Raw genomic sequence first — 23,653 nt, 5'->3', positions numbered from 1 at the left:
TGGATTCAACACAGGGAGTGCTCTAAATTGCTCGCTCATTCGAAAGTCAGCCGAGTCGTTGAAATGCCTGCAGTCCGCCCGACCCTTAACCCCCAAATCCTGCGTGCCGGTGATGCCGTCGCGCTGGTGTCGCCCGCTGGCCCGGTGGCCGAAGCGAGAGTGGAAGCGGCGGTCCGCGAATTGTCGTCGTGGGGGTTGCGCCCCCGGGTTTACCCCCATGCGCTGGAGGCCGAGCATTTTCTCGCGGGCAGTGATGCCCATCGCGTCGCGGACCTGAACGACGCGCTGGCCGACCCCGAGATTCGCGCGGTGTTGTGCACACGGGGCGGCTACGGCGTTCAGCGAATTCTCGCCCACATAGACTACGACGCCGTGCGCCGCGATCCGAAGCTGGTGGTCGGTTTTTCCGACATCACGGCGTTGCACGCGGCGTTGTGGACTCACACGGGGCTGGCGACCATTCATGGTCCGGTCGCGGCACAACTTGAGCGGGGAGGGTTGTTTGCCAGCACCTTGCGCCAGGCCCTCATGAGTCATGAACCGTTGGTGGTCGAGGCTGAGCGAGACGAGCCGACCTTTAGCGTGCGGACTTCGGGCATCGCCCACGGCACCTTGCTGGGTGGCAACCTGACCATCTTGAGCACCTGCATCGGAACGCCTTTTTTTCCAGACGTCGACGGCGCGATTCTGCTGATCGAAGACGTGGGCGAGTTGGCGTACCGCGTCGACCGTTCTCTCACCCACCTGGGTAACGCTGGAGTGCTCCAGCGCCTGGCCGGCATCGTGATAGGCCAGTTCAGCGAGCCGGGGCACGGCAATAACGCGATCCGTCCTCCCGATGTCTTGCGCGAGCGCCTAGGCGGCTTGGGCATCCCAGTGCTGGGCGGGTTGTCCATTGGTCACGGCGACCGGAACCGGGCGGTGGCGTTGGGCTGTGCCGCCACGCTGGATGCCGATGCGGGCACGTTGACGGTGGCCGCTGCCGTTCGCTGAATAAGAGCGTTACCGGCGCACGGGTGTCACCGATTGCCCGATTTCGGTCCGTCCAGCGCGTTACCTTTCGTCGCATTCACCCTTCATTTGAAGGGTGAACCTCACGTGTCTACCTGATGAAGATTCAACTCGCGCCGATAACTATTCTGGAAGCGACCTTGGCGTAGCTATTTGCCATTATTCCGACGTCAAATTCACGTTTTGCTGCTGACCCGTTGCGAATCTGCACGAAAATTGTATGGCCGTGCTGAACATGGCCTCGCTGTGTGCCTCTTTTGAGCTGTAACTGGGGATAGAACATCATGATTTCGGCCGTGCAATCGCGTTTCGCCAACCTCGGAATGGCGAAGAAACTGGGTATCGGGTTTGTCCTCGTCTTGCTGCTGACAGCCCTCGTTGCCGCGATCGGCGTCTGGTCGCTGCGCTCCATCAGCGTGCACTTCGACAGCCTCAAGGAAATGACTGCGCTCAACTCGGGTCTCAGCCGTGTTCGCTTGCTGGAGCAGGATTACGCCCTGCACAGCGACCCCAAGGTGGTCGAGGAACTTCATGCGGGGCTCGATGCCCTGAACGCTCAAGCCGAGCAGCTCAAGGCGTTATCGGCGGTCAATCAACAGGTGATGGGCCAGGTCCAGCAAGCGCTGGCTGCCTACCGCAAGTCGTTCGACGAGTTTGTCAGCATCAGTCAGAGCAAGGACCTGGCGCTGGAAATGGCCAGTTGGTCGGTCTCCAGCGTGGCCAACAACCTCGACGTTCTGCAGGCGGGTCTTGCGGACGATGGCGCGTACAGCCTCAAGGACTCGCAAGGCCAGCAAGGGGCGGACGTCATCGAGCAATCGGGGCAGGTCAGCCAGATTTCCAAACTGATGATGCAGGCCATGGATGAGGCGCGCGTTCGCCTGGACAAGAGCCGCAAGACCGGTTCGGGTGAAGAAGCCAAGACTGGCAAGATCGAACAGGCGGTGCAGGCCCAAGAGCTGGCGGAACAGCTCAAAGGCGTCATCAAGGACTCCGGCTACCTCACGGTGCTGACCGAGGTCAGCGGCCACATCACCAACTTCAGCGACAAACTGAACGAATACACCGGTCTGCTGGCCGACGAGGCCCGGGTCTCGCAACAACTGGCGACCAATTCGAAAACCGTGGTGCAACAGGTCAATCAGGCCTACGACGCCGAAGACCAGTCGATGATGGGCGAGTTGAAGGCCAACTCGCTGAAGATCATCGGTTCGTCGATCCTGGCGTTGTTCGTGGGGCTGATCGCCTCGTTCGTCATCACCCGCATTATCGTCGCACCATTGCGCAGCGTGATCGCGATTGCCCAGCGCATCGCGGCGGGTGACCTGAGTGGCAATGTCCAGGTGACACGCAAAGATGAAATCGGTCAGTTGATGCAGGCCATGCAGCAAATGGGTGCGGGCCTGAGTGGCATCGTCAGTGGGTTGCAGGCGGGGATCGAGCAGTTGGCGACCTCGGCGCACTCGCTCTCGGCGGTGACCGAGCAAACCAATCTGGAAGTCAGCACCCAGAAAGAAGAGACCGAGCAGGTCGCCACGGCCATGAACCAGATGACGGCCACCGTGCACGACGTGGCGCGCAACGCCGAAGAAGCGGCCCAAGCGGCGCAAACGGCGGACGACAAGGTCGACAGCGGTCAGGCGGTGGTGCGCCAGAGCATGCAGCGCATCGAGCAACTGGCGACGTCGGCCGACTCGGCGAGCCACAGCATCGAAAACCTCAGTGCCGAGATTCAGAACATCGGCAAGGTGTTGAGCGTGATCAAAAGCGTCGCTGAGCAGACCAACCTGTTGGCACTCAATGCGGCCATTGAAGCGGCGCGCGCAGGCGAGCAGGGCAGGGGCTTTGCGGTGGTGGCGGATGAAGTCCGGGCCCTCGCCAAACGTACCCAGCAGTCGACCGAAGAAATCGAGCGGCTGGTCACCAGCCTGCAAAGCGGAGCGCAAGCGTCGGTGGCGCAGATCCAGAGCAGCGGTGAGCTGGTCAAGTTGGCGGTCAGCGACGCGCTACAGACCGAAAGCGCGCTGGGGAGCATCGCAGTGGCGGTGTCGTTGATTCAGCAAATGAACCAGCAGATCGCCGCAGCGGCAGAACAGCAAAGCTCAGTCGCCGAAGAGATCAACCGCAGCGTCACCAGCATCCGAGCCAGCGCCGATCAGTCAGCCCTGGCGATGCAGGGCAACGCCGCGTCGAGCATCGAACTGGCGTCGCTGGGGATAGAGTTGAAAGGCATGGTGGGGCACTTCCGGCTTTGACGGTATCGTGCGAATGGTCGCCGCTGTAGGAGGCATGCCACGCTCCTGCAGGGTGCGCCCGCCATTACTTCCGATAATTCAAAATCACCAACGTCAACACCCCCGCCACGATCCCCCAGAACGCCGATCCGATGGAGAACAGCGTCAGCCCAGACGCGGTGACCATGAAGGTGATCAGCGCCGCTTCGCGCTCCTTGGGTTCGTTCATCGCCACGGTCAGGCCGTTGATGATCGAGCCGAACAGGGCCAGTGCCGCAATCGACAGCACCAACTCCTTTGGAAAGGCCGCGAACAGGGCTGCCAACGTCGCCCCGAAAATCCCGGCAATCGCGTAGAACAGCCCGCACCAGATGGCCGCCGTGTAGCGTTTGTTGCGGTCTTCGTGGGCATGAGGCCCGGTGCAGATGGCCGCGCTGATGGCGGCCATGGTGATGCCGTGGGCACCGAACGGGGCGGTGATCAGCGAGATCAACCCGGTGGCGCTGATCAACGGCGAGGAGGGAACCTGATAATCATCGGCGCGCAACACGGCGATGCCCGGCATGTTCTGCGAGGTCATGGCCACGACGAACAGCGGAATACCAATGCTGATGGTCGCGCCCCACGAGAATGAGGGAGTGGTCCAGACCGGCACCGCGACTTCCAGATTGAAACCGGTGAAATTCAACATGCCGAGCATGGCCGATAACGCCACGCCCACCAGCAGCGTCACCAGCAACGCGTAGCGTGGCGAGAAGCGTTTGACGATCAGGTAGGTGAAAAACATGCCCAGCACCAGTCCGGTGCGGTGCTGCGCGGCGACGAAAATTTCGCTGCCGATCTTGAACAGAATTCCTGCCAGCAGCGCTGCCGCCAGTGAGGTGGGCAGACGCTTGACCAGCTTTTCGAAACTGCCGGTAATGCCGCAGATGAATACGAGTAACGCGCTGGTCATGTAGGCGCCGATGGCCTCGGGATAAGCCACGTGCCCCAAGCTGGTGATCAGTAACGCCGCGCCCGGCGTGGACCAGGCCACTGTGATCGGCGAACGGTAGCGCAGCGAAAGGCCGATGCTGCACAGCGCCATGCCCATAAACAACGCCCAGATCCAGGAAGAAATCTGCGCCGAGGTCAACCCGGCGGCTTGGCCCGCCTGAAAGATCAACACCAGCGAACTGGTGACCCCGGTCATCATCGCGATGAAGCCCGCCACGATGGCGGAGGGCGAAGTGTCAGTGAGCGGGCGCAGCGGCGTATGGGTCGCGTCAGTCATGCGGTCGATCCTTGGAGCGGCAATGTGAACAGATCAGCAAGCCTATACGCAGTTGTCACAATTCGTTGCGATACAGCCGCCCGCGCATTAATCGGCACAGTTCGCGGCGGCTTGCTGCCGGTCTCGAATCGCCAGATCAGCGATGAACCTGTAGGAGCGAATTCATTCGCGAGACGGTGGTACGGCCGATACATCTCTATCGTCTGGCCTATCTTTCGCGAATGAATTCGCTCCCACAGAAGGCTGTGCAAAGCAGATTTGAAGCTGCTCAGCCGCGATTCAGCGTTTTCCCCAACGCCTGATTCACCGCCAGCCAACCGTCCACCGCTTCCCGGCCCGCGTCCTTGAACACCTTCTGCAACAGCTTCACCTGCTCGCGACGCAGCGATTCTTCAAACTTCGCGCCTTCCTCGGTCAGCGCCAGCAGCCGTTTGCGCTTGTCGTCTTCGGAGGCAACGCTGAGCACCAGCTCCATCTCTACCAGCTGTCGCAGCGGTGTGTTCAGCGCCTGTTTGCTGACCCCGAGCACGGTCAGCAGTTCTTTCACGCTCAAACCGGGGTAACGAGCGATGAAAAAGACGATGCGCTGGTGCACGCGACTCAGGCCCCGACGGTCGAGCATTTCATCGGCCTTCGCAGTGAAAGCCTGGTAGCCATAGAAAAACGCCTCCATGGCAATTTGCTGCGTCGATGAATTTTTAAGGTCAAGCATATTGACGTATCCAGGCTTGGCATCGTAGTTTCGGTCAACCAGTTTGACGTATTTCCATTTATTTCCGCCAGCGGTGATCACATGGCATTTTCTGAACGCGTCACCCGTTTGAAGAGTTCGCTGATTCGCGAAATCCTGGCCGCTGCCCAGCGCCCTGAAATGATGTCGTTCGCCGGTGGCCTGCCTGCCGAGACCATGCTGCCCCAGAGCGACTGGTCCGACATGCCCCGCAGCATCGGTCAGTACGGCATGAGCGAAGGTGAACCGCAATTGCGCGAGGTGCTTGCGGCACAAGCCCGGGCGTTGGGTATTGCCTGCGAGGCGAGCCAGGTGATGATTGTCAGCGGCTCCCAACAGACGCTCGATCTGGCCGCCAAGCTCTACATCGACAAGGGCACCGAAATCCTGCTGGAAGGCCCGACCTATCTTGCGGCCTTGCAAATTTTTCAGCTGTTCGGCGCCGATTGCCTGACCGTGCCGTTGCTCGCCGAAGGCCCGGACCTTGACGTTTTGCGCCAGCGACTGGAGCAGCACACACCGTCATTCGCTTACCTGATTCCTACGTTCCAAAACCCGTCCGCCGTGCGTTACAGCGAAACCGCGCGGGATGCCGTGGCCGCCTTGCTGGACGAGTTTGGCGTGACGTTGATCGAAGACGAACCTTATCGCGACCTGACGTTTGACGGCGGCAGCGCTCGCCCCATCGTCAGTCGGTTGAAGCAGGCCAGCTGGATCTACACCGGCACCGTGTCGAAAACCCTGATGCCCGGTTTGCGCGTGGGCTATCTGATCGCGTCGAAGGATCTGTTCCCGCACTTGCTGAAACTCAAGCAGGCGGCTGATCTGCACACCAACCGCGTCGGTCAGTGGCAGGCTTCGCAGTGGATCGGCAGCGAGCCTTATGAGCGGCATCTGGTCGAATTGCGTGATTTTTACCGCACCCGTCGAGACCAGTTCGAAGCGGCCTTGCAGCGGCACTTCAGCGATCTCGCGGAATGGAACAGTCCACAAGGAGGGCTGTTCTTCTGGCTGTCACTCAAGGATAAACTCGACACCCGCACACTGCTTGATACCGCGCTGGCGCAAAATGTCGCGTTCATGCCCGGAGAACCGTTTTTCACTGACCCGGATGCCAATCCCGGTTACCTGCGCCTGAATTTCAGCCACATCGACCCGGCGCGGCTGGACGAAGGCCTGAAGCGACTGGCCGCTGTCATCAAACAGGCGCAACAGGCCCTCGCGGCCTGATACCTTACGCACACGTACCACCGCACCCACGAGGGGAGAGCAGCAGATGTACACGGTTTACGGCGATTACAATTCAGGCAACTGCTACAAGATCAAGCTGATGCTCAACCTGCTCGGCGCAGAATACCAATGGGTGCCGGTGGACATCCTCAATGGCGAGACCGAGACCGAAGCGTTTCTGGCGAAGAACCCCAATGGCAAGATTCCTGTGCTGGAACTGGAAGACGGGACGTGCCTGTGGGAGTCCAACGCGATCCTCAATTTCCTCGCCGAAGGCACACCCTATCTGTTGACCGAACCCCGCCTGCGTACGCAGGTGTTGCAGTGGCAATTCTTCGAGCAATACAGCCACGAGCCGACCATTGCCGTGGCGCGGTTCATCCAGTTTTACCTGGGGCTGCCGGAGGCGCGGCTGGAGGAATACCGGTCGATGCACAAGCGCGGTTACAAGGCGTTGAAAGTCATGGAGCAGCAGTTGTTGCGCACGCCGTTCCTGGTGGGTGAACAGTTTTCCATCGCCGACATCGCGCTGTACGCCTACACCCACGTGGCGCATCAGGGCGGCTTCGACCTCGCTCAGTTCCCGGCGATTCAGGCCTGGCTGGCGCGGGTTCAGCAACAGCCAGGCTATATCGGCATGCTCGACTGACCGCTGCTGAAAGAAAAAACCGGCCTGGGCAACCATGGCCGGTTTTTTTAGGTCTGAAGTGTGTGCCCGGTCATCACGCGCCACGGTTTTTGCGCTCAAGCTGCGCACGGTCTGGTTTTGATCGGACGATCATTTGAAGAAAAGGGAGCATTCGATGCGCTACATGATGATAGCGGTGGGCATGTTCATGGCCCTGGGGATTGGCTGCTCGGCACAGGCCGAGGATTGCGATTCGACACAGGCGTCGATGAATCAATGCGCCAGCAAGCAATACAAGGCGCTGGACGACGAACTGAACGCGCAATACAAGGCGCAGATGGCCTACCTGAAGACGCCGGCCAACAAGAAAGCGCTGCAAGAGACGCAGAAGAAATGGCTCGCGTTTCGTGATGCCGATTGCCTGTACCAGGTGGGCAAGCGTGAAGACGGCGGCAGCATGTGGCCGATGTCGCAGCTGATGTGCCTCTCGGACCAGACCAAGGTGCGGGTCGAACAATTGAAGGCCTTCAATGCATGTCGGCAGGAAGGCTGCCCAAGGTGAGCTGACGCTTTCCGGCTTGCCCGCTGCAACGACCCGAGGGGCGCCACCGTCGGCAAGCCGGATTGCTACAGCAACAGCGGCGCGATCAGGCCGCTGAAAACCGCTGATTCAAGTACTCGATGATGACCCTGGATTCGTACATCCACACGGTTTTGCCGGCTTCTTCGATCCGCAGGCACGGTACTTTGATTTTGCCGCCTTCATTGAGCAGGGTCTGGCGATCCAGCTCGTTGTTCTTCGCGTCGCGCAACGCCACCGGCACATTCAGACGGCGCAGGGTGCGGCGGGTTTTCACGCAGAACGGGCAGGCGTTGAACTGATACAGCGTCAAGTCTTTCGCCGACGCTTCGACTGCTGCCTGTGCTTCAGGCGAACGTTTTTTCTTGCCGGGACGGGTCAGGAAGTCGACCAGAATGACCAATTGGCCAAGGCCGACCCTCAGTGCTTTCATCAACATGCTTGAAACCTCGCGGCCGCAACGGTTGTTGCGGCGCTTCAGGACGCCCGGATCACTTGATCAGGCTGAGGAACTCGGTACGGGTGGCGGCGTTTTCGCGGAACTCGCCCAGCATCACCGAAGTGATCATCGATGAATTCTGCTTCTCGACGCCGCGCATCATCATGCACATGTGCTTGGCTTCGATGACCACGGCCACGCCCAGCGCGCCGGTCACTTGCTGAACGGCTTCGGCGATTTGACGGCTGAGGTTTTCCTGAATCTGCAGGCGGCGGGCGAACATGTCGACGATACGCGCGACCTTCGACAGGCCCAGGACCTTGCCGCTCGGGATGTACGCCACATGGGCCTTGCCGATGAATGGCAACAAATGATGCTCGCACAGCGAATACAGCTCGATGTCCTTGACCAGAACCATCTCACTGTTGTCGGAGCTGAACAGCGCGCCGTTGGTGACTTCTTCCAGGGTTTGCTGGTAGCCACGGCAGAGATACTGCATGGCTTTGGCCGCACGTTTCGGGGTGTCGAGCAGGCCCTCGCGGGAGACGTCCTCACCAAGTTGACCAAGGATCGCCGTGTAGTTCTGTTCCAGTGTCACAGGGGTGTGTTCCGTGTGGGTTCAAAGAAACGCAGGGCAGGTGGCCTGCAAAGGCGCACATAGTAGCGTAGCTCGGCGGGGAGGGGTACGGCGGGCGACCGACAAACCTGCGGCACGTCGCCGCTCGAACGGAGCGTCAGGAACCTTTACCTAACCTTTACCGAGTGCGTATGTCGAAATGTGTCGAATCGGTGTCTGAGTTAATGGGTGAACGATGCCCGGATGAAGAGAGTGAATGTATGTTGAGCCGAATCGCGAAAATCGCACTGATTATCGCCCTGACGTCGTCGGTTTCGGGCTGTTTCTTCGGTCCCGGATGGGGACGCCATGGCGGTGGGTGGCACGACCATCGGTATTTCGACGGTGGCCCCGGACCGGGCTACTACCATCGCTGATCGAGGCTGAATCGATCCCGTGCCGGATGCCGGGATCTCGACAGCCACTACGACAAAGGCCGCGACTGGAGGGATTCCTCGTTGCGGCTTTTTTGTACTTGAAGCGTTGGTGGGGCGGGGGCTGGCTGAGACAGGCATTGCGCCAGAGGGCGGCCTTTTATGTCGCGTGGGTGCATTACCTGTGGGAGCGAATTCATTCGCGAAACGGTGGTACAGCCGGCGCATCTCTATCGCCTAATCTATTTTTCGCGAATGAATTCGCTCCTACAGTTGTATGCAGCGTCTACTCGTCCCGCCCATCCATCATCGTGCGCTTGAGCATCACGTACACCGCGCCCGCTCCGCCGTGTTTGGGGATACAGGACGTGAAGCCCAGCACTTGCTGATGCTGACGCAGCCAGGTGTTGACGTGGCTTTTGATCATCGGTCGCTTGCCGTCCAGTCGCACGGCTTTGCCGTGAGTGATGCGCACGCAGCGGATTTCAAGTTTGGTGGCCTCTGCCAGAAACTCCCACATGGTTTCCCGCGCCAGCTCCACGCTCATGCCGTGCAGGTCGAGGCTGCCGTCGAAGCTGATCTGCCCCAGTTTGAGCTTGCGCATCTGGCCTTCCTGAACGCCGTCGCGGGCCCAGTACAGCGTGTCTTCCGGCCCGACGTCGATCACGAACTGATCGGACAGGCCGTCCACGGTAATCGTGGCGTCCGAGCGCACGGTCGCTGCCTGCCGCAGTTTGGCCAGGTTCTTACGGTCAGTTTTGGGTTTGCCTACGTCGGCGTGTTCAGTCTTGATGGGCTTGACGCCACGGGTCTCGTTTCTGAACAGGGAAAAGTCGTCGTCTTGCATGTCGGTCTCCGCGAAGGCCGCCAGTTTAACCAAGTCACGCCGTTGTCGGCGCGACTAAAAAGCTCAAAGGGCGTTGGGAGACGCGGAAGGGGAGGTCAGTCGTGCTTCTTCATCAGGTGCGGAGACATGTTCAACTCGCCAGCACGACGGCGGCGGCGACGGCTGCGGCGCCACAGCCAGACACCGATATACAGCAATAACAGGCCAACCACGATCGTGACCACGGCACCTGCGGGGCTGGCATTGAGTTCGCCCAGTGCAGCCGGGTGACCAATCAGGCTGGCGACGCCGGCCATGGCCAGCAACACGCCCGCCATGGCGAAAATGGCGGAAATGGCAGCGCCAATGCGCATCCGCCAGTTACCCTGGCCCTTGGGGCGTAGGCGACGGGCATCAAAACCATCGGATATCTTCATTCCGACTTCCTCTATGGGTATCGGCGCTCTGACCTGCTTACGCCCGGGTGGTTCCCGTCGGGTCAGTGCACGAAGCCAAACACGAGTGATTAACGGATAGGCGGTTATGTGAGACGGTTCACACAACCTGACGACTGCATTTGTACGCTTTTTCTTCAGGAACTGCCTGAAAATGATGCCCGAGGCGCGGTCAAGGCTCTGCGGATCACGGGTCAGCTCCTGATGAAGCAGCGCAGTCAGATCAGGTCTTTGGTCAGGGCGAGCTTGGCGAAGTTGTCGTTCATGATGGCCATCTCGGCTTGCTGCACGAGTTCAGCCTTGATCACGCCGGTGGGCGTTGGCAGGTCGCGGGTGGCGCAGGCGTCTTCGACCAGCGTGCAGCGGAAACCGTAATCCTTGGTCGCGCGCACCGTCGTGCTGACGCTTGAATGGCTCATGAAGCCGCACACCACCAGGTCCAGGCGGCCGAGGTCTTCCAGCAGCTTGTGCAGGGTCTTGCGGTCGTCGGTGGTGACAGTCCCGTTCAGCGCATTGGGCAAGCGTTTTTCGATGACGATCTCGTCGCCCTGGGGTTGCAGCTCGGGAACGAACTGGCCGCGTTCGCCTTGCGGATCGAACATGCCACCGACGGTGCCGAGGTGGCGCACGTGAATGATCGGCGACTTCGCGGCACGCGCGGCGTCGACCAGTTTGACGATGTTGTCGATGGCCGCTTGAACGCCGGTCAGCGCCAGGGGGCCGCTGAGGTATTCCTTTTGCGCGTCGATGATGATCAACGTGGCATTACTCAAAGTGGCCGCTGCGTATTCACGGCCACTGAGTTGAAACATGGTCTTTGGACCGTTGGTTGAAACAGACATCTGGGGCTCCTTCGAGTGGGGCTTTTGCCACATTGTCCACTGGCTGAGCGATTCTGTGAATCTCAATGCTCACAGCCGTCGCTTTTTACCGGGCGTCAAGCCGTCGAGCAGGTCGCGGTTGCTGTCATATTGCCTGCAAATTTGACGAAAGGTGGCGGAAAGTTTTTCAAGGCAAGGTGCCATCCGGCGCAGGCATCGTTTGTTGCGAGGATGGCTGCTAGAATCGCCCGTCGTTTTTTCAAGGAGTCTGCCGTGATCACTTCCCGCCTGCGCACCCTGCGCGATCATATCCGTTGGGCCGTCAGCCGTTTTCATGGGGAAGACCTGTTTTACGGGCATGGCACCGACAACGCCTGGGACGAAGCCCGGCAGTTGGTACTGGGTGCGTTGCACCTGCCTTGGGAGATTTCCGACAGTTACCTGGATTGCAACCTCGAAGACGACGAACTGGTCAATGTCCAGCGTTTGATCAAGCGCCGCATCGACGAACGTGTGCCGACCGCCTACCTGCTGGGCGAGGCGTGGTTCTGCGGGATGTCGTTCATCGTCGATGAGCGTGTGTTGATTCCGCGCTCTCCCATCGGCGAATTGATCGAGCACCGATTCGAGCCCTGGCTGGCTCAAGCCCCTGCGCGCATTCTCGACCTTTGCACCGGTTCTGGCTGCATCGGCATTGCCTGTGCAGACGAGTTTCCAGAGGCCGAAGTGGTGCTGGCGGACCTGTCGTTCGAAGCGCTGGAAGTCGCCAACCAGAACATCGAGCGTCACGGGCTGGACGAGCGCGTCTACACCGTTCAGGGCGATGGCTTCGACGGTTTGCCGGGGCAGCGGTTCGACCTGATCGTGTCCAACCCGCCTTATGTCGATGCCGAGGATTTCGCGGACATGCCGGATGAATACCAGCACGAACCCGAGCTGGCGCTGGCCTGTGGTGATGACGGCCTGAACCTGGTCCGGCGGATGCTGGCTCAGGCGGGGGAACACCTGACGGAGAAGGGCTTGCTGATCGTTGAAGTGGGCAATAGCCAGGTTCACGTCGAGGCGTTGTACCCCGAGGTGGACTTCGCCTGGCTGGAATTCCAGCGTGGTGGGCACGGGGTGTTCATGCTGACGGCCGAGCAGTGCCGGCAGCATCAGGCGGTCTTTGCGTCGCGGGTCTGAGCAACTGATTCGCCACTGCCGTCACCTCCGGCGTTTCTCTCAGGTTCAGCCGCGACCATACTACCTGGGCACGACACAAAACCTGTGGGAGACGCCGGAGGTGACGGCAGTGAACGCTGTTCAGCGGTGAGTCGCGATCCAGATCAATAGCCCCGCCTGAAACACTGCAAACGTTACCAGGCAGGCGATGGTGAAACGCAGCCCGGCATCGTCGCGGCGGAATTTGTTGACGCGATCTTCGGCTTTCTTGATCGCGACTTCCTGCTCCTGGATCTTCTGCTCGGCCTGCTGCAACATCTGCGCGGCGTCGAGGATCTCGACCAGTTGCACCTTTTCGGTGTTCCAGGTGTTGTTCAGGTTGCCGATCTTGGCGTCCTTGACCGAACCTTTCAGGTGCTGAGGGTCGGCATAAGCCACTTCGAAGCCCTGAGTCTTGAGGAAGTGGTCACGGCGCAGGCGGGTGTCTTCGTTCAGCGCGTCCTTGTTCGCCAAGGCCGTGCCTTCGATGCGGTACTCGGACCAGCGTTTCTGCGCCCAATGAATGCCTTGCGCCAGCATGAAACGGCCCAGCCCCCGGTTCCACGGTTCGATCTGCAAGCCGGATTCGGGACCCACTCGTACGGCACGGTTGGCGTGGTCGACCCAGATATCAAGGTTGTTCTGTTCCTTGCGAGTCTTCTGGCCCGGCAGGTGATACGTCATGCGCAGCAGGCTGAAGTCCTTGCTGTGACGTTCTGCCCGGCCGAATTCGACGAAGCGCAGCGGACGGCCCCCGGTGGCCCGGTCCGTCGGCAGCGGTGCCAGGCGCAGCATCGAAAAATGCTCGGCCTGCACGTCTTCCCACAACACTGGCGCGGCGTCCCCATCCTGGTGATCGGTCTGAGTGGCCGGCTCGGCTTCCATAAGTGCTTCTGTCATCACGGCGATCCTGTGTTCTCGACATTGCCCGGCAACACAATGCCAGCAACCCGATATCGGCCGTTTTTGCTGAATCTGAAGGGTGAGGTTTGGCGCTAAGCCTTGGGCACCGACCCGATAAACGTGAGTATGCGATCCGATAACTCGCTGGCCAGCGGCAGCTGCGGGTCTTTATAGGAGGCCAATTGGCGCTTCATGTCCATCGGCACGATGCGCAGCACGTGGTTCATGCCGTCGATAATCGCCAATTGTGAATCGGGCTTGGCCTTGTGCAGCAATTCGGCATCGCCCACACCCACCTGCATGTCGTTGCGCCCTTGCAGGATCAGCGTTGGAATCTTCAGCTTGCCGAACGCTTGGGCCGGGTTCTGCCGGAACAGCGAAATCAGGTACGGCTGAACGCTCGGGCGGAACACCACTTGCAGCGGATCGGGCACGTCCGGGTCGGTCTTGCCAGCCTTCATTTCTTCGATCAGTGCCTCGCTGCGAGCCAGCAGGGGAGGCGGAAGCCGGTCCTGTAACTGCTCGCGGATGACCTGGTCCACCGGTCGTCCCGTGCCCGCCAGGGAAATCAACGCCGTGGCGCCCGCCCGTTCCGCCGCCAACGAGGCAACGAGCGCCCCCTCGCTGTGACCGAGGATGATCAATTGGCCGAGCCGCGAGTCGGTCTTGAGTTTTTGGCTCCAGGCCACCGCGTCATCGACGTATTTTTCGATGGTCAGATCCCGCTCATCAGGGGTGGCGGGGCGACTGGCCGCAACGCCGCGCTTGTCGTAACGCACACTGGCAATGTTGTGCCGGGCAAGAATCACCGCCAGGCGCTTCATGCTGTCGTTGCGGCCGCCGTCGGTGTTGTTGCCGTCGCGGTCGGTCGGTCCGGAGCCGGCAATGATGAGCACCACCGGGACCGGCTCCTTGGATTTGGGCAGCAGAAGGGTGCCAAATAGCTCCCCCGTCCCGGTTTCCAGAGAGACAGGACGTTGCAGCACGACCGGCGTGCCCGCGTTGGCGAGGGAAGACAGCAAAGTGAGGGTCAAGGCGATTACTCGCAGCGGCCGTAAGCCGCAAATCAGGGACATACCACGTAGCATCGCAAGGCCATCATCAATAAAGTGTGAAATTGGACGCAGCCAATCGAATAAGGTTCGGGCGTGATATAGACGTTGACCCTGCGTATACTGGCGCGCTCTTTTTAGACTTTTTGGTTTTTGGTCGATTTCTCGGAGCCTCCCGCATGTCCGGCAATACCTTCGGCAAGCTGTTCACTGTCACCACCGCAGGCGAAAGCCATGGCCCGGCGCTGGTTGCTATCGTTGACGGCTGCCCGCCAGGTGTCGAGCTGTCGCTGGAAGACCTGCAGCGCGACCTGGACCGCCGCAAGCCCGGCACCAGCCGCCATACCACCCAGCGTCAGGAAGCGGATGAAGTCGAAATCCTCTCTGGCGTGTTCGAAGGCAAGACGACCGGCGCGTCCATCGGCCTGTTGATCCGCAACACCGACCAGAAATCCAAAGACTACTCGCAGATCAAGGATCTGTTCCGTCCGGCCCACGCCGATTACACCTACCACCACAAATACGGCATCCGCGATTACCGCGGCGGCGGTCGCAGTTCGGCCCGGGAAACCGCGATGCGCGTGGCGGCCGGTGCCATCGCCAAGAAATACCTGCTGACTCAGGGCATCACCGTGCGCGGCTACATGAGCCAGTTGGGCCCTATCGAAATCCCGTTCAAGACGTGGGAGTCGGTCGAGCAAAACGCCTTTTTCAGCCCTGATCCGGACAAGGTCCCGGAGCTGGAAGCCTACATGGACCAACTCCGCCGCGATCAGGATTCGGTCGGGGCGAAGATCACTGTCGTCGCTGATGGCGTGATGCCGGGGCTGGGTGAGCCGATTTTTGACCGCCTGGACGCCGAGCTGGCCCATGCACTGATGAGTATCAATGCCGTGAAGGGCATCGAGATCGGCGCCGGGTTCGACAGCGTCTCCCAGCGTGGCACCGAGCACCGCGACGAGATGACCCCGGAAGGTTTTCTTTCGAACAACGCGGGCGGCATCCTCGGCGGCATCTCATCGGGTCAGCCGATCATCGCCCACCTGGCGCTGAAAGCCACATCGAGCATCACTACCCCGGGCCGTTCGATTGACATCGACGGCAATCCGGTTGACGTGATCACCAAGGGCCGCCACGACCCGTGCGTCGGCATTCGGGCCACGCCAATTGCCGAGGCGATGATGGCCATCGTGCTGCTCGACCACTTGCTGCGCCATCGCGGCCAAAACCTCGACGTGCGGGTCAATACCCCGGTCCTGGGCCAGCTGTAATGCGGGAGTCCGGCGCGGCCGCCACGGGCAATTGACCGTGGCGGCGCTTCCTTACTGGCGGCTGTCCAGCTTTTACCTCTTCTATTTCGCCCTGCTGGGTTCGACGGCGCCGTTTCTAGCGCTGTACTTCGACCACCTGGGCTTTTCCAGCGCGCGCATCGGCGAGTTGGTCGCGATCCCGATGTTGATGCGTTGCGTGGCGCCGAACCTGTGGGGCTGGCTGGGCGACTACACCGGTCGGCGTCTGGCGATCGTGCGTTTCGGCGCATTCTGCACACTGGTGTGCTTTTCTCTGATTCTTATCGACAAATCCTACGCCTGGCTCGCCATGGTCATGGCGTTGCATGCCTTTTTCTGGCACGCCGTATTGCCGCAGTTCGAGGTCATCACGCTCGCGCATTTGCAAGGCCAGACTGCCCGCTACAGCCAGATTCGCCTGTGGGGTTCGGTGGGGTTCATCCTGACCGTGGTAGGGCTGGGGCGGCTGTTCGAGTGGTTCAGCCTTGATGTGTATCCGCAGGCGTTGCTGTTGATCATGGCCGGGATCGTCGCCAGCAGTGGATGGGTGCCCAATGCGCAGCCGCCTGTATCGACCCAACGACCTGCAGGGGAAGGGTTTCTCAAACAACTGTTCAGCCCCGGCGTACTGGCTTTCTATCTGTGTGTGGCGTTGATGCAACTGAGCCACGGGCCGTATTACACCTTTCTCACGCTGCACCTTGAGCGCCTCGGTTACAGTCGCGGCATCATCGGCATCCTCTGGGCGGTTGGCGTGGTTGCGGAAGTGCTGATGTTCCTGGCGATGAGCCGTATCCTGCAGCGATTCAGCGTGCGTCAGGTCTTGATCACCAGTTTTGCGCTGGCGTCTTTACGCTGGCTGTTGCTGGGGAATTTCGCGGATCATCTGACGGTGTTGATCTTCGCTCAGCTGCTGCACGCGGCGACGTTCGGCAGTTTTCACGCCGCGGCCATCCATTTTCTACAACGCAGTTTTGGCCCTCGTCAGCAAGGGCAGGGGCAAGCGTTGTATGCCGCGTTGTCCGGAACCGGAGGGGCAATGGGGGCGCTGTACTCCGGCTACAGCTGGAATGCGCTCGGCGCGGAGTGGACGTTCGCCATCGCGAGTCTGGCGGCACTGATGGCTGCGATCCTGGCCGCGATGCGCATGAAAGAGGTGTCTCTGTGAACCCGAACGACTGCCCTTTGATGGCCGGTTTCACCGTTTGACTGAATGAACCTGCGTCTGCCGAACATCGTATCGGCGAGCGATTGAACCGAGGAACCCCGCAATGAGCATTCTCTCCGTCTATCACGTGTCCTCCCCGGAGTTGCCTAACAAGGTGTTGACCCACCTTGAAGACATCGCCTCAACCCTCGCCGAGCACGGCGTAGTTATCGAACGGTTGCCCGCGGCGACCCCCGTTGCCGCAGGCGCGCCTCAGGACGACGTCAACGTCGCCTACCGTGATCAGATCAGCCAATTGAGCGCAGAGCGCGGTTGTGTGGCCAGTGCTGTGATCAGTGTCGACGACCGCCACCCGCAAAAAGCCGAACTGCGTGCGGGACTCCTCGACGAACATCAGCACAGCGCGAACGAAGTGCGATTTTTCGTTGCGGGGCGTGGGCTCTGTTCGTTTCACCTTGGGGATTTTGTCTACGCCGTGCTGTGCGAAAAGAACGACCTGATAACCGTCCCTGCGGGAACGCGGCAGTGGTTCGATATGGGCGAGCAGCCTCGGGTGGTCGCTATTCGCTTGTTCTGTTCGCCAGAGGGTGAGCGAATGAAGCTGACGGGCGATGAGCTGGCCCGTCAGTTTCCAGGTCTGGATGACTGAAACCGGCATTCAGCGGTAGGGTTCGGCCTTGATCCACTGCTCGTCTTTTGAACGGCTCGCGTCCTTGATGTGAGCCGTTTTTGTTTCAAAAGCTGGAAAAATGTAAGCAAGTTTTGGTTGTTGTGTAAGAAGTCGCCTGTTTATCAGTCAGGCATGCCTGTTTGTTTTAACCCCTGTGTTTAACCCCTTCAGACTGTGTAACCCTTTATCTGTCGAAGCCTGAAGGCCTTTGAGCGCGCCCTGCTCACGGACCTCCGTGCAGACCTTGGCGCGTCGACAGGCCGCTGTCCACTTAAAACTCTAAAGCGCCATTCAGGGACGACACAGCACGTTTTTAAACGGAGGGGAAGATGAAAAACGTAACAACAGGGACGCTGAGCCCATTGATCGAGCAGATGGTCAGCAGCATCACCGACCAGGACGGAAACGCCGCCATCGCCAACGCGCTGGACTGGCTCCGAGCGGAATGCAGTTGCGAACGGGCCATGTTCTATCAGTATCGCGAGGGATTGCTGCTCAACTGCATCACGTCCAACGTCGACAGCTACTGGAAAGAGCTTTACAACCAGGGGCGACTGATGATCGAAGACCCGGTCATTCGTTGCTTTCGCCATACCATGGGGTTTCTCGAATGGGCGGACGCGTTCGACACCTATCCACCGTCGTCGGCCTATCTGGCCGCGGTCGAGGACTGCGACCTGCTCCCGGCATTGTCCTACGGCTACACCTGCGAGAACCGGGTTAACCGGGGCGTGGTCAGCGTCTGTTCGCTCAACGGCATGGAACGGCCACTCAGCCATAACGACCGTTATCTGGTGACCAGCCTCGTTCCCATGTTGCATGTCGCGGGCAAGGGGCGACAGTTTCAGACCCGGGCACTGACCGGTAAAGAGCTGGAAATCCTCAAGTGGGCCCGAGAGGGCAAGACCGCATGGGAAATTGCATTAATAAAAGAGCTGTCGGAGGCCACCGTTAAGCATCACTTCAAAAGCATCTACGCCAAATTGGGCGTGACCAACCGCGCTCAAGCCGTGGGCGAAGCGCTGTGCCGAGGCATCATCCGCTAAGCGCAACTGACGTTCCGGCGTACGCAACATCCGTTGACGCCTGAATCGACTGCGCAAAAAAAAAACCGCGATAGCACTGAGTGCGATCGCGGTTTTGTGTGGAGTGTGCGTCAGTCAATGCCCGCAGTGTCCACGCCGACGCCTAACGAGTGTGATAAGTCGGCAGATCGAAACGGTGTTGGCTTTGCAGCATGGAAATCGCTGGCAGTTCGCTGGCCTGAGCCGCCAGGTCGCGGCGAATCGCGCTGATCACCCATTCCAGTTGCACTGGGGTGTGCAGCTGAGCATAGGAGACCGAACGACGGATCTGTTTGCCTTCGTGGTTGCGCAGCGACAACAGCATACCACCGTCGGGACGAGGCTGGGTGTTGACTTCGAAGTCGGAAAATACGGATGCGAATTTTTCTTGAATGAAAGTCATGTCTAGCGGCTCCATTGCTCAGTGATAACAAGCTTGGTAGGACTAGTGCAGTGACTGTGCCAGTATTTGAGTCAATTAAAATGTCTTTAAAAACAACGACCTATGATTTGATCAGACTTTTTGTTTCGTGCATTTTGCAAGATTGGCCATCGGGCATCCTGCATTTTGCCGGAGTGGAGGGGGCGGGGAGGAGAGGAAGTGGAGCGCTGTTGAAGTCTAAGACAGCGATACCCTGTATTTATTTCACCGTGTGACCTGGATTTTTCCTGCGGACGATAAACGGCTTTCTCTATAGCGGTGATCAAAAAGGTTCGCTGGCGAAACAGGCCCGTGCCTGCCATCGTTCGCGACATCGCAGCAGATGAGAGTGGAACTTGGCCCAGACTGCGGGCCTCTGAACGTTCTGTTGCACCGCTGGCGAGAAAGATGATTGATCAAGGGTGCCCCGTGCGGCGCTACAGGAGAATGGAATGTCTGACACCCCGAACAACCCCGGCACCGCCACCCGCATGACCGATGAAGAAGCGCTGGAGTTTGCCGAACAAGTGTTCGACCGTGCTCGCGCAGGTGATGCCGTGATGCTGGACCGCTTGCTGGAAAACGGGCTGACCCCCAATTTGCGCAATCACAAGGGCGACACGCTGTTGATGCTCGCCAGTTATCACGGCCATCAGGACGCTGTGAGCGTGTTGCTCAAACACGGAGCGGACCCTGAAATTCGCAACGACAATAACCAGAGTCCGATTGCCGGGGCAGCCTTCAAGGGCGATCTGGACGTGGTGAAACTGCTGGTGGAAGGCGGGGCGGATGTCGAGGGCGCAGGGGGCGACGGTCGCACCGCGCTGATGATGGCCGCGATGTTCAACCGCACCGTCATTGTCGATTACCTGATCGCCAACGGGGCCAACCCCAACGCCAAAGACGCCAAAGGGGTCACGCCGCTGATGGCCGCTCAAACCATGGGTGCAACCGACACTGCAGAGCAGCTGACGCGTTTGATGGTTTAACCGAAAAAAGAGCCCGCGCTGCGGCGTACTCCGGTTCCGTTACAGCGTTAACCGATAGAGGCGCGAAGGATTTCCGGCTATCCTTCGCGCCTGTTTTTTCGTCCGGACTCCTTCGCCATGAAAGCTTCACTCATCGAATTCATCAGCAAAATCAGCTCCGGCTGCATGAGCGACGAGGAAATCCACGCAATTGCCGACGAAGCCTCCCGGGCGTACGCCGACCCCGAGGCCTTTCTCGCCGCCAATCCGGACATCAACTACGACGACACCTTCCCCATCCCGCTGGGCGAATGGGTGGTGGTCGGCAGCCTGCCGGAAACCGTGATGTTCCAGGCCGACAACTACATGGACCTGTTCAGCGAAATCACGGCCTCTTTCGGCCCCGGCGTCACCTTCAATATCAAGCCTAAACAGCTCGCCAAGACCGAGCCCCTGACTGCGTTGAACCGGATTCATATCCAGCTCGGCAGCATGAACAAGGAAATGGGTGGCTACGTGCTGATGAACCTGAGTGAGCCGCTGGACGATGAGCTTCAGACCGTGCTCGTGTTTGGCAACGATCAGGCCCGCGTAATGGCGTTGGGCGTCGAGCTGGGCATCCTGATCGAACCTGCGCTAGAGGCCCTGAAGGCTCAGCAGTGAGTTCGCTTCATCTATAAATTCTCAGGATATTTCAGTTTTTTCAGGAGCCATGCGTGACCTCTTCCGACATCCACATCGCCCGATACGCGCCGGGCGACGAGCAGGGCATCGTTGACTTGATCGTGCCCATTCAGCGTGAAGAGTTCGGGATTGAAATCACCGCGAAAGATCAGCCTGACTTGATGCAGATCCAGTCGTTTTACCAGACCGGCACCGGCGACTTCTGGGTGGCGCGCAAGGACGGAGAGGTGGTCGGCACCATCGGCCTCAAGGACATCGGCAATCAGGAAGCGGCGCTGCGGAAAATGTTCGTGGCAGGCCCTTGGCGGGGGCGGGAGTACGGCGTGGCTCGCCAGTTGCTCGAATGCCTGATCAATGAGGCGAAAGCTCGCGGCGTGAGCCGCATTTACCTCGGCACCACCGCGAAGTTTCTGGCGGCCCATCGCTTCTACGAGAAGCACGGTTTCGAACTCATCGAGCAACACCAGCTGCCCGCCACCTTTCCGGTGATGGTCGTGGACACGCGTTTCTACGCGTTGTCGTTGTGAGGCCCATGCTGTTCGCCGGGATGTGTGTGTGATGACCGCGTTTTACCTCAAGTTGCTGATTACCCCGTTGCTGATGTTGTCCATTTCCCTGGCGGCAAAGCGCTGGGGCACCCATATCGGCGGGCTGCTTTCCGGTCTGCCGGTCACTTCGGCCTCGGTCATGCTGTTTTTGAGTCTGGAGCAAGGCCCTGGCTTTGCGGCGCAGGCGGTTCCCGGCGCGCTGGCAGGTGTGGCGGCGATTCAGGCGACCTACCTCTTTTATTATCGGGTGACGCGCCGAGCATCGGCCTTGATCGGTTGCCTGGGCGCGCTGGCGTTTTACGTGTGCGTGGCGCTGGTCATGAACGGAATCGGCTCGCTCGTGGCATCCATTGCGGTGACGTTGTGCCTGGTCGCGGCGATCATTCACGCGACGACCCAAGGGGCGGAAGCCGGGGCAGGGGGCTATGTGCCGGTGCCGCGTTGGGTCATTCCGATGCGCATGCTGACCGCCACCTTGCTGCTACTGGCCATCACGGCGGGCGCGCAATGGCTTGGGCCAGTGGTCAGCGGCTTTCTTGCACCGATCCCCGTCATCGCCTGGCCACTGGCCGTTTTCGCTCACGTCCAGGGTGGTCGTCATGAACTCGGGGCCATCGTGCGCGGCAACGCAATTGGCGCCATCGGGGTGGTCGCGTTTTACCTCTGCCTCAAATTCATGGTCGAGCAATGGGGGATTTTCGCGGCGGTGGCAATGGGCGTGACGTTGGCGGTGGTGATCACTGCCGCGCTCGCGGCGCTGACCAAGCCACGTCGTTAGAATACTCACCGCATATTTGTGTCATGAGCCGCACAACCCACGGAACCCCGGACAGGCGTCGCCACTCCTAACAGGGCAAGCCTCATTAAGGAGCGACACCATGGGTTCCACTTTTAATGGTCTGATTGGACTGATCATTCTGGCCCTCGACATCTGGGCCATCATCAACGTATTGAAGAGCGGCGCCGAAACCGGGATGAAAATCCTCTGGGTGCTCCTGATCGCACTGCTGCCTGTGCTGGGCCTGATCATCTGGGCTATCGCCGGTCCACGGGGCAATGTACGGATCTAGACCTCGGTCTAACGGCTTCAGAACATTAACGCCTGACGGGTTCCAACGCGTCCCGCAACAGGCTTACGCGAAATGGCGACTTCGGTCGTCATTTTTCGTGTGGGTCCGGATTGCACACTGCCGGCTCATTCGCGAGCCTTGCATGGGTTGCGATGTTACGGGTGCAACACTGCACCATTGACCGCTTTGCGCATTCGCAACATGATTTGATCACCTGCGCGCGAGAGAACCGGGCATGAATGAAGTTCTTCATAATCGAAAGCCCGAGTGGATGGCCATTGCAGCGATTATCGATGCAGTGGGTCGCCGGGACTTTTATGCCACCGTATTGGAGACGCTTGGACGTTACATTAACTGCGAACGCTGGTTGGCCATCAAATACAGTCGGTTCTCTGCGCCTGAGTTCATTGTCAATACCTCCTTGAGTGATGAGGCCGTTGAACAATACATGCACCAGCTTTATCGCATTGATCCCTTACTTCGTCTGGTGACGGAAGATCGCGTTCCCGCCGTGGTGACTTTTTCGCTCATGCAACATGAGGACGACTCCAATCTTTATTACGATGAAATCTTTAAGTCCGGACAAATTCTGGATGAATTGACCTTGATGCTGCCTGTCATGGGCGGGGGCTATCTGGGTTTCTGTTTCGATCGGGAATACACCCTGTTCAGCGACGATGAAATTGCTTTGTTCACTGGCCTCTATCCCATCGTGGTGGCGGCGCACGCAGCGCACATGCGCACCGAATTCCTGCAGGGACTGGGCGCGCTCTTCGGTGATGGCAAGGTCGGTGTGCTCACCCTGGGCGATGACGATCATGTCATTTACCAGAATCCGGCGTGGAACACCTTGGCGGGCCATGCCCTGGATAAAGACACTCTGGATTTCATTCTGAGCCAGCCCGAGCTGATTGCCGTCCAAGTCCAGGGGCTGATTGCCCATTGGGAATATTCCCGGAATGTCTCGGCTTCCGCGTCCGGGGTCCGGGCAGTGTTTCTTGAACGAAAGAGCGAAGGGTACATACAAACCGATGTTAAAGAGTTCTTTGAACAGTTCTATGACATTTACCACCTCAGCCCCCGTGAGCGACAGTTGGTGGAAAAAACCTTACGCGGGTATTCAATGCCGGTCATTGCGCAAAAGCTCGACCTCAGTTTGGGCACCGTGCGCAATTATAAGCAACGCCTTTATGCAAAGCTCGATATCACCAGCGAGCGGGAAATCTTTTCACTGTTCATGATGCACATGTTCGGGCAGGCCTAGCGGGGCGTGGTGCAGGTTAGCACTATTGGGGCAATCATTGATGGACGATAACATCGCCTTCAAGGCTGGGCGCGCACGCCGATAACAGGGTGTTCACAGCGCCTGGTCTACAACGACAACAATATGAACTTAAAG

At 59.5% G+C, this 23,653-nt stretch carries 26 protein-coding genes and 1 pseudogene; 17 read left to right on the top strand and 10 right to left on the bottom strand.

The window, feature by feature from the left end; all coding sequences use genetic code 11:
* Positions 1-63 precede the first annotated feature (63 nt).
* From ACIQAL_RS08040 to ACIQAL_RS08030, 3 genes and pseudogenes are all read left to right on the top strand, one after another.
* The gene (locus ACIQAL_RS08040; RefSeq protein ID WP_401144257.1) at positions 64-993 is read left to right on the top strand and encodes an LD-carboxypeptidase; all 930 of its coding nucleotides are present in this window, start codon (positions 64-66) and stop codon (positions 991-993) included.
* A 302-nt stretch (positions 994-1,295) separates the two neighbouring features.
* A pseudogene (locus ACIQAL_RS08035) lies at positions 1,296-2,357 on the top strand (methyl-accepting chemotaxis protein); the annotation flags it as partial.
* A 27-nt stretch (positions 2,358-2,384) separates the two neighbouring features.
* Complete coding sequence (locus ACIQAL_RS08030; protein WP_401144551.1) at positions 2,385-3,266, top strand: methyl-accepting chemotaxis protein; 882 nt, start codon at positions 2,385-2,387, stop codon at positions 3,264-3,266.
* A gap of 64 nt (positions 3,267-3,330) precedes the next feature.
* Here the strand turns inward: ACIQAL_RS08030 and ACIQAL_RS08025 are convergent, their stop codons facing one another.
* Together ACIQAL_RS08025 and ACIQAL_RS08020 are read right to left on the bottom strand one after the other, a co-directional pair.
* The gene (locus ACIQAL_RS08025) at positions 3,331-4,518 is read right to left on the bottom strand and encodes a benzoate/H(+) symporter BenE family transporter (RefSeq protein ID WP_401144255.1); all 1,188 of its coding nucleotides are present in this window, start codon (positions 4,516-4,518) and stop codon (positions 3,331-3,333) included.
* Positions 4,519-4,786: 268 nt separating this feature from the next.
* On the bottom strand, positions 4,787-5,230 hold the full coding sequence (locus ACIQAL_RS08020; RefSeq protein WP_166594928.1) for a MarR family transcriptional regulator: 444 nt from the start codon (positions 5,228-5,230) through the stop codon (positions 4,787-4,789).
* Between the two features lie 81 nt (positions 5,231-5,311).
* Here ACIQAL_RS08020 and ACIQAL_RS08015 point away from each other — a divergent pair, with 81 nt between their 5' ends.
* The 3 genes from ACIQAL_RS08015 to ACIQAL_RS08005 all read left to right on the top strand — a co-directional run bounded on the left by ACIQAL_RS08015 (position 5,312) and on the right by ACIQAL_RS08005 (position 7,668).
* Positions 5,312-6,478, top strand: coding sequence for a PLP-dependent aminotransferase family protein (locus tag ACIQAL_RS08015; protein ID WP_401144253.1), 1,167 nt, complete (start codon positions 5,312-5,314; stop codon positions 6,476-6,478).
* A 46-nt stretch (positions 6,479-6,524) separates the two neighbouring features.
* Complete coding sequence (locus tag ACIQAL_RS08010; protein WP_401144252.1) at positions 6,525-7,127, top strand: glutathione S-transferase family protein; 603 nt, start codon at positions 6,525-6,527, stop codon at positions 7,125-7,127.
* 154 nt (positions 7,128-7,281) lie between these two features.
* The gene (locus ACIQAL_RS08005) at positions 7,282-7,668 is read left to right on the top strand and encodes a lysozyme inhibitor LprI family protein (RefSeq protein WP_401144250.1); all 387 of its coding nucleotides are present in this window, start codon (positions 7,282-7,284) and stop codon (positions 7,666-7,668) included.
* 85 nt (positions 7,669-7,753) lie between these two features.
* On the opposite strand, the gene ACIQAL_RS08000 is transcribed toward ACIQAL_RS08005, so the two are convergent.
* The 5 genes from ACIQAL_RS08000 to ACIQAL_RS07980 form a co-directional block, all read right to left on the bottom strand.
* The gene (locus ACIQAL_RS08000) at positions 7,754-8,125 is read right to left on the bottom strand and encodes a glutathione S-transferase N-terminal domain-containing protein (RefSeq protein WP_401144248.1); all 372 of its coding nucleotides are present in this window, start codon (positions 8,123-8,125) and stop codon (positions 7,754-7,756) included.
* Positions 8,126-8,177: 52 nt separating this feature from the next.
* On the bottom strand, positions 8,178-8,723 hold the full coding sequence (gene folE, locus ACIQAL_RS07995) for a GTP cyclohydrolase I FolE (protein WP_166594933.1): 546 nt from the start codon (positions 8,721-8,723) through the stop codon (positions 8,178-8,180).
* A 678-nt stretch (positions 8,724-9,401) separates the two neighbouring features.
* Positions 9,402-9,962: a Smr/MutS family protein gene (locus ACIQAL_RS07990; RefSeq protein ID WP_401144246.1), complete on the bottom strand. Its 561-nt coding sequence runs from the start codon at positions 9,960-9,962 to the stop codon at positions 9,402-9,404.
* A gap of 95 nt (positions 9,963-10,057) precedes the next feature.
* Positions 10,058-10,378 (bottom strand): hypothetical protein, encoded by a 321-nt coding sequence (locus tag ACIQAL_RS07985; RefSeq protein WP_166594935.1) that lies wholly within the window; start codon positions 10,376-10,378, stop codon positions 10,058-10,060.
* Between the two features lie 236 nt (positions 10,379-10,614).
* Positions 10,615-11,238, bottom strand: coding sequence for a cysteine hydrolase family protein (locus ACIQAL_RS07980; RefSeq protein ID WP_166594936.1), 624 nt, complete (start codon positions 11,236-11,238; stop codon positions 10,615-10,617).
* 252 nt (positions 11,239-11,490) lie between these two features.
* On the opposite strand from ACIQAL_RS07980, the gene prmB reads away from it, so the two are divergent.
* Positions 11,491-12,399 (top strand): 50S ribosomal protein L3 N(5)-glutamine methyltransferase, encoded by a 909-nt coding sequence (gene prmB, locus ACIQAL_RS07975; protein ID WP_401144244.1) that lies wholly within the window; start codon positions 11,491-11,493, stop codon positions 12,397-12,399.
* Positions 12,400-12,519: 120 nt separating this feature from the next.
* Here prmB and ACIQAL_RS07970 read toward each other — a convergent pair whose 3' ends face one another.
* Together ACIQAL_RS07970 and ACIQAL_RS07965 are read right to left on the bottom strand one after the other, a co-directional pair.
* Positions 12,520-13,302, bottom strand: coding sequence for a hypothetical protein (locus ACIQAL_RS07970; RefSeq protein ID WP_401144550.1), 783 nt, complete (start codon positions 13,300-13,302; stop codon positions 12,520-12,522).
* Between the two features lie 110 nt (positions 13,303-13,412).
* Positions 13,413-14,408 carry an alpha/beta fold hydrolase gene (locus ACIQAL_RS07965; RefSeq protein WP_341963710.1) on the bottom strand — a complete coding sequence of 332 codons (996 nt, stop codon included), beginning with the start codon at positions 14,406-14,408 and terminating at the stop codon, positions 13,413-13,415.
* A 143-nt stretch (positions 14,409-14,551) separates the two neighbouring features.
* Between ACIQAL_RS07965 and aroC the strand changes: the two genes are divergently transcribed.
* The 4 genes from aroC (at position 14,552) to ACIQAL_RS07945 (ending at position 18,545) form a co-directional block, all read left to right on the top strand.
* Positions 14,552-15,643 (top strand): chorismate synthase, encoded by a 1,092-nt coding sequence (gene aroC, locus ACIQAL_RS07960; protein ID WP_341963711.1) that lies wholly within the window; start codon positions 14,552-14,554, stop codon positions 15,641-15,643.
* Between the two features lie 37 nt (positions 15,644-15,680).
* Positions 15,681-16,829 (top strand): MFS transporter, encoded by a 1,149-nt coding sequence (locus ACIQAL_RS07955; RefSeq protein ID WP_401144242.1) that lies wholly within the window; start codon positions 15,681-15,683, stop codon positions 16,827-16,829.
* Positions 16,830-16,932: 103 nt separating this feature from the next.
* On the top strand, positions 16,933-17,478 hold the full coding sequence (locus ACIQAL_RS07950; protein ID WP_401144241.1) for a 1,2-dihydroxy-3-keto-5-methylthiopentene dioxygenase: 546 nt from the start codon (positions 16,933-16,935) through the stop codon (positions 17,476-17,478).
* A 350-nt stretch (positions 17,479-17,828) separates the two neighbouring features.
* Positions 17,829-18,545 carry a LuxR C-terminal-related transcriptional regulator gene (locus ACIQAL_RS07945; RefSeq protein WP_401144239.1) on the top strand — a complete coding sequence of 239 codons (717 nt, stop codon included), beginning with the start codon at positions 17,829-17,831 and terminating at the stop codon, positions 18,543-18,545.
* Positions 18,546-18,687: 142 nt separating this feature from the next.
* On the opposite strand, the gene ACIQAL_RS07940 is transcribed toward ACIQAL_RS07945, so the two are convergent.
* The gene (locus tag ACIQAL_RS07940; RefSeq protein WP_401144238.1) at positions 18,688-18,966 is read right to left on the bottom strand and encodes a DUF3509 domain-containing protein; all 279 of its coding nucleotides are present in this window, start codon (positions 18,964-18,966) and stop codon (positions 18,688-18,690) included.
* Positions 18,967-19,436: 470 nt separating this feature from the next.
* On the opposite strand from ACIQAL_RS07940, the gene ACIQAL_RS07935 reads away from it, so the two are divergent.
* The 6 genes from ACIQAL_RS07935 (at position 19,437) to ACIQAL_RS07910 (ending at position 23,518) form a co-directional block, all read left to right on the top strand.
* Positions 19,437-19,973 (top strand): ankyrin repeat domain-containing protein, encoded by a 537-nt coding sequence (locus ACIQAL_RS07935; protein ID WP_401144236.1) that lies wholly within the window; start codon positions 19,437-19,439, stop codon positions 19,971-19,973.
* Positions 19,974-20,090: 117 nt separating this feature from the next.
* Positions 20,091-20,615 carry a hypothetical protein gene (locus ACIQAL_RS07930; protein ID WP_401144235.1) on the top strand — a complete coding sequence of 175 codons (525 nt, stop codon included), beginning with the start codon at positions 20,091-20,093 and terminating at the stop codon, positions 20,613-20,615.
* Between the two features lie 53 nt (positions 20,616-20,668).
* Positions 20,669-21,163 (top strand): GNAT family N-acetyltransferase, encoded by a 495-nt coding sequence (locus tag ACIQAL_RS07925; protein ID WP_401144233.1) that lies wholly within the window; start codon positions 20,669-20,671, stop codon positions 21,161-21,163.
* 31 nt (positions 21,164-21,194) lie between these two features.
* The gene (locus ACIQAL_RS07920) at positions 21,195-21,962 is read left to right on the top strand and encodes a hypothetical protein (protein WP_401144231.1); all 768 of its coding nucleotides are present in this window, start codon (positions 21,195-21,197) and stop codon (positions 21,960-21,962) included.
* A gap of 100 nt (positions 21,963-22,062) precedes the next feature.
* Positions 22,063-22,254: a PLDc N-terminal domain-containing protein gene (locus tag ACIQAL_RS07915; RefSeq protein ID WP_166594949.1), complete on the top strand. Its 192-nt coding sequence runs from the start codon at positions 22,063-22,065 to the stop codon at positions 22,252-22,254.
* Between the two features lie 235 nt (positions 22,255-22,489).
* Positions 22,490-23,518, top strand: coding sequence for a LuxR C-terminal-related transcriptional regulator (locus tag ACIQAL_RS07910; protein ID WP_401144229.1), 1,029 nt, complete (start codon positions 22,490-22,492; stop codon positions 23,516-23,518).
* Positions 23,519-23,653 lie beyond the last annotated feature (135 nt).

It is taken from the genome of Pseudomonas sp. NPDC088368 (assembly GCF_044753445.1).
Taxonomy (GTDB): Bacteria; Pseudomonadota; Gammaproteobacteria; order Pseudomonadales; family Pseudomonadaceae; genus Aquipseudomonas; species Aquipseudomonas bambusae.
Note: the sequence above shows the minus strand (reverse complement) of the source record. Positions and strands in the feature narration are given on the sequence as shown.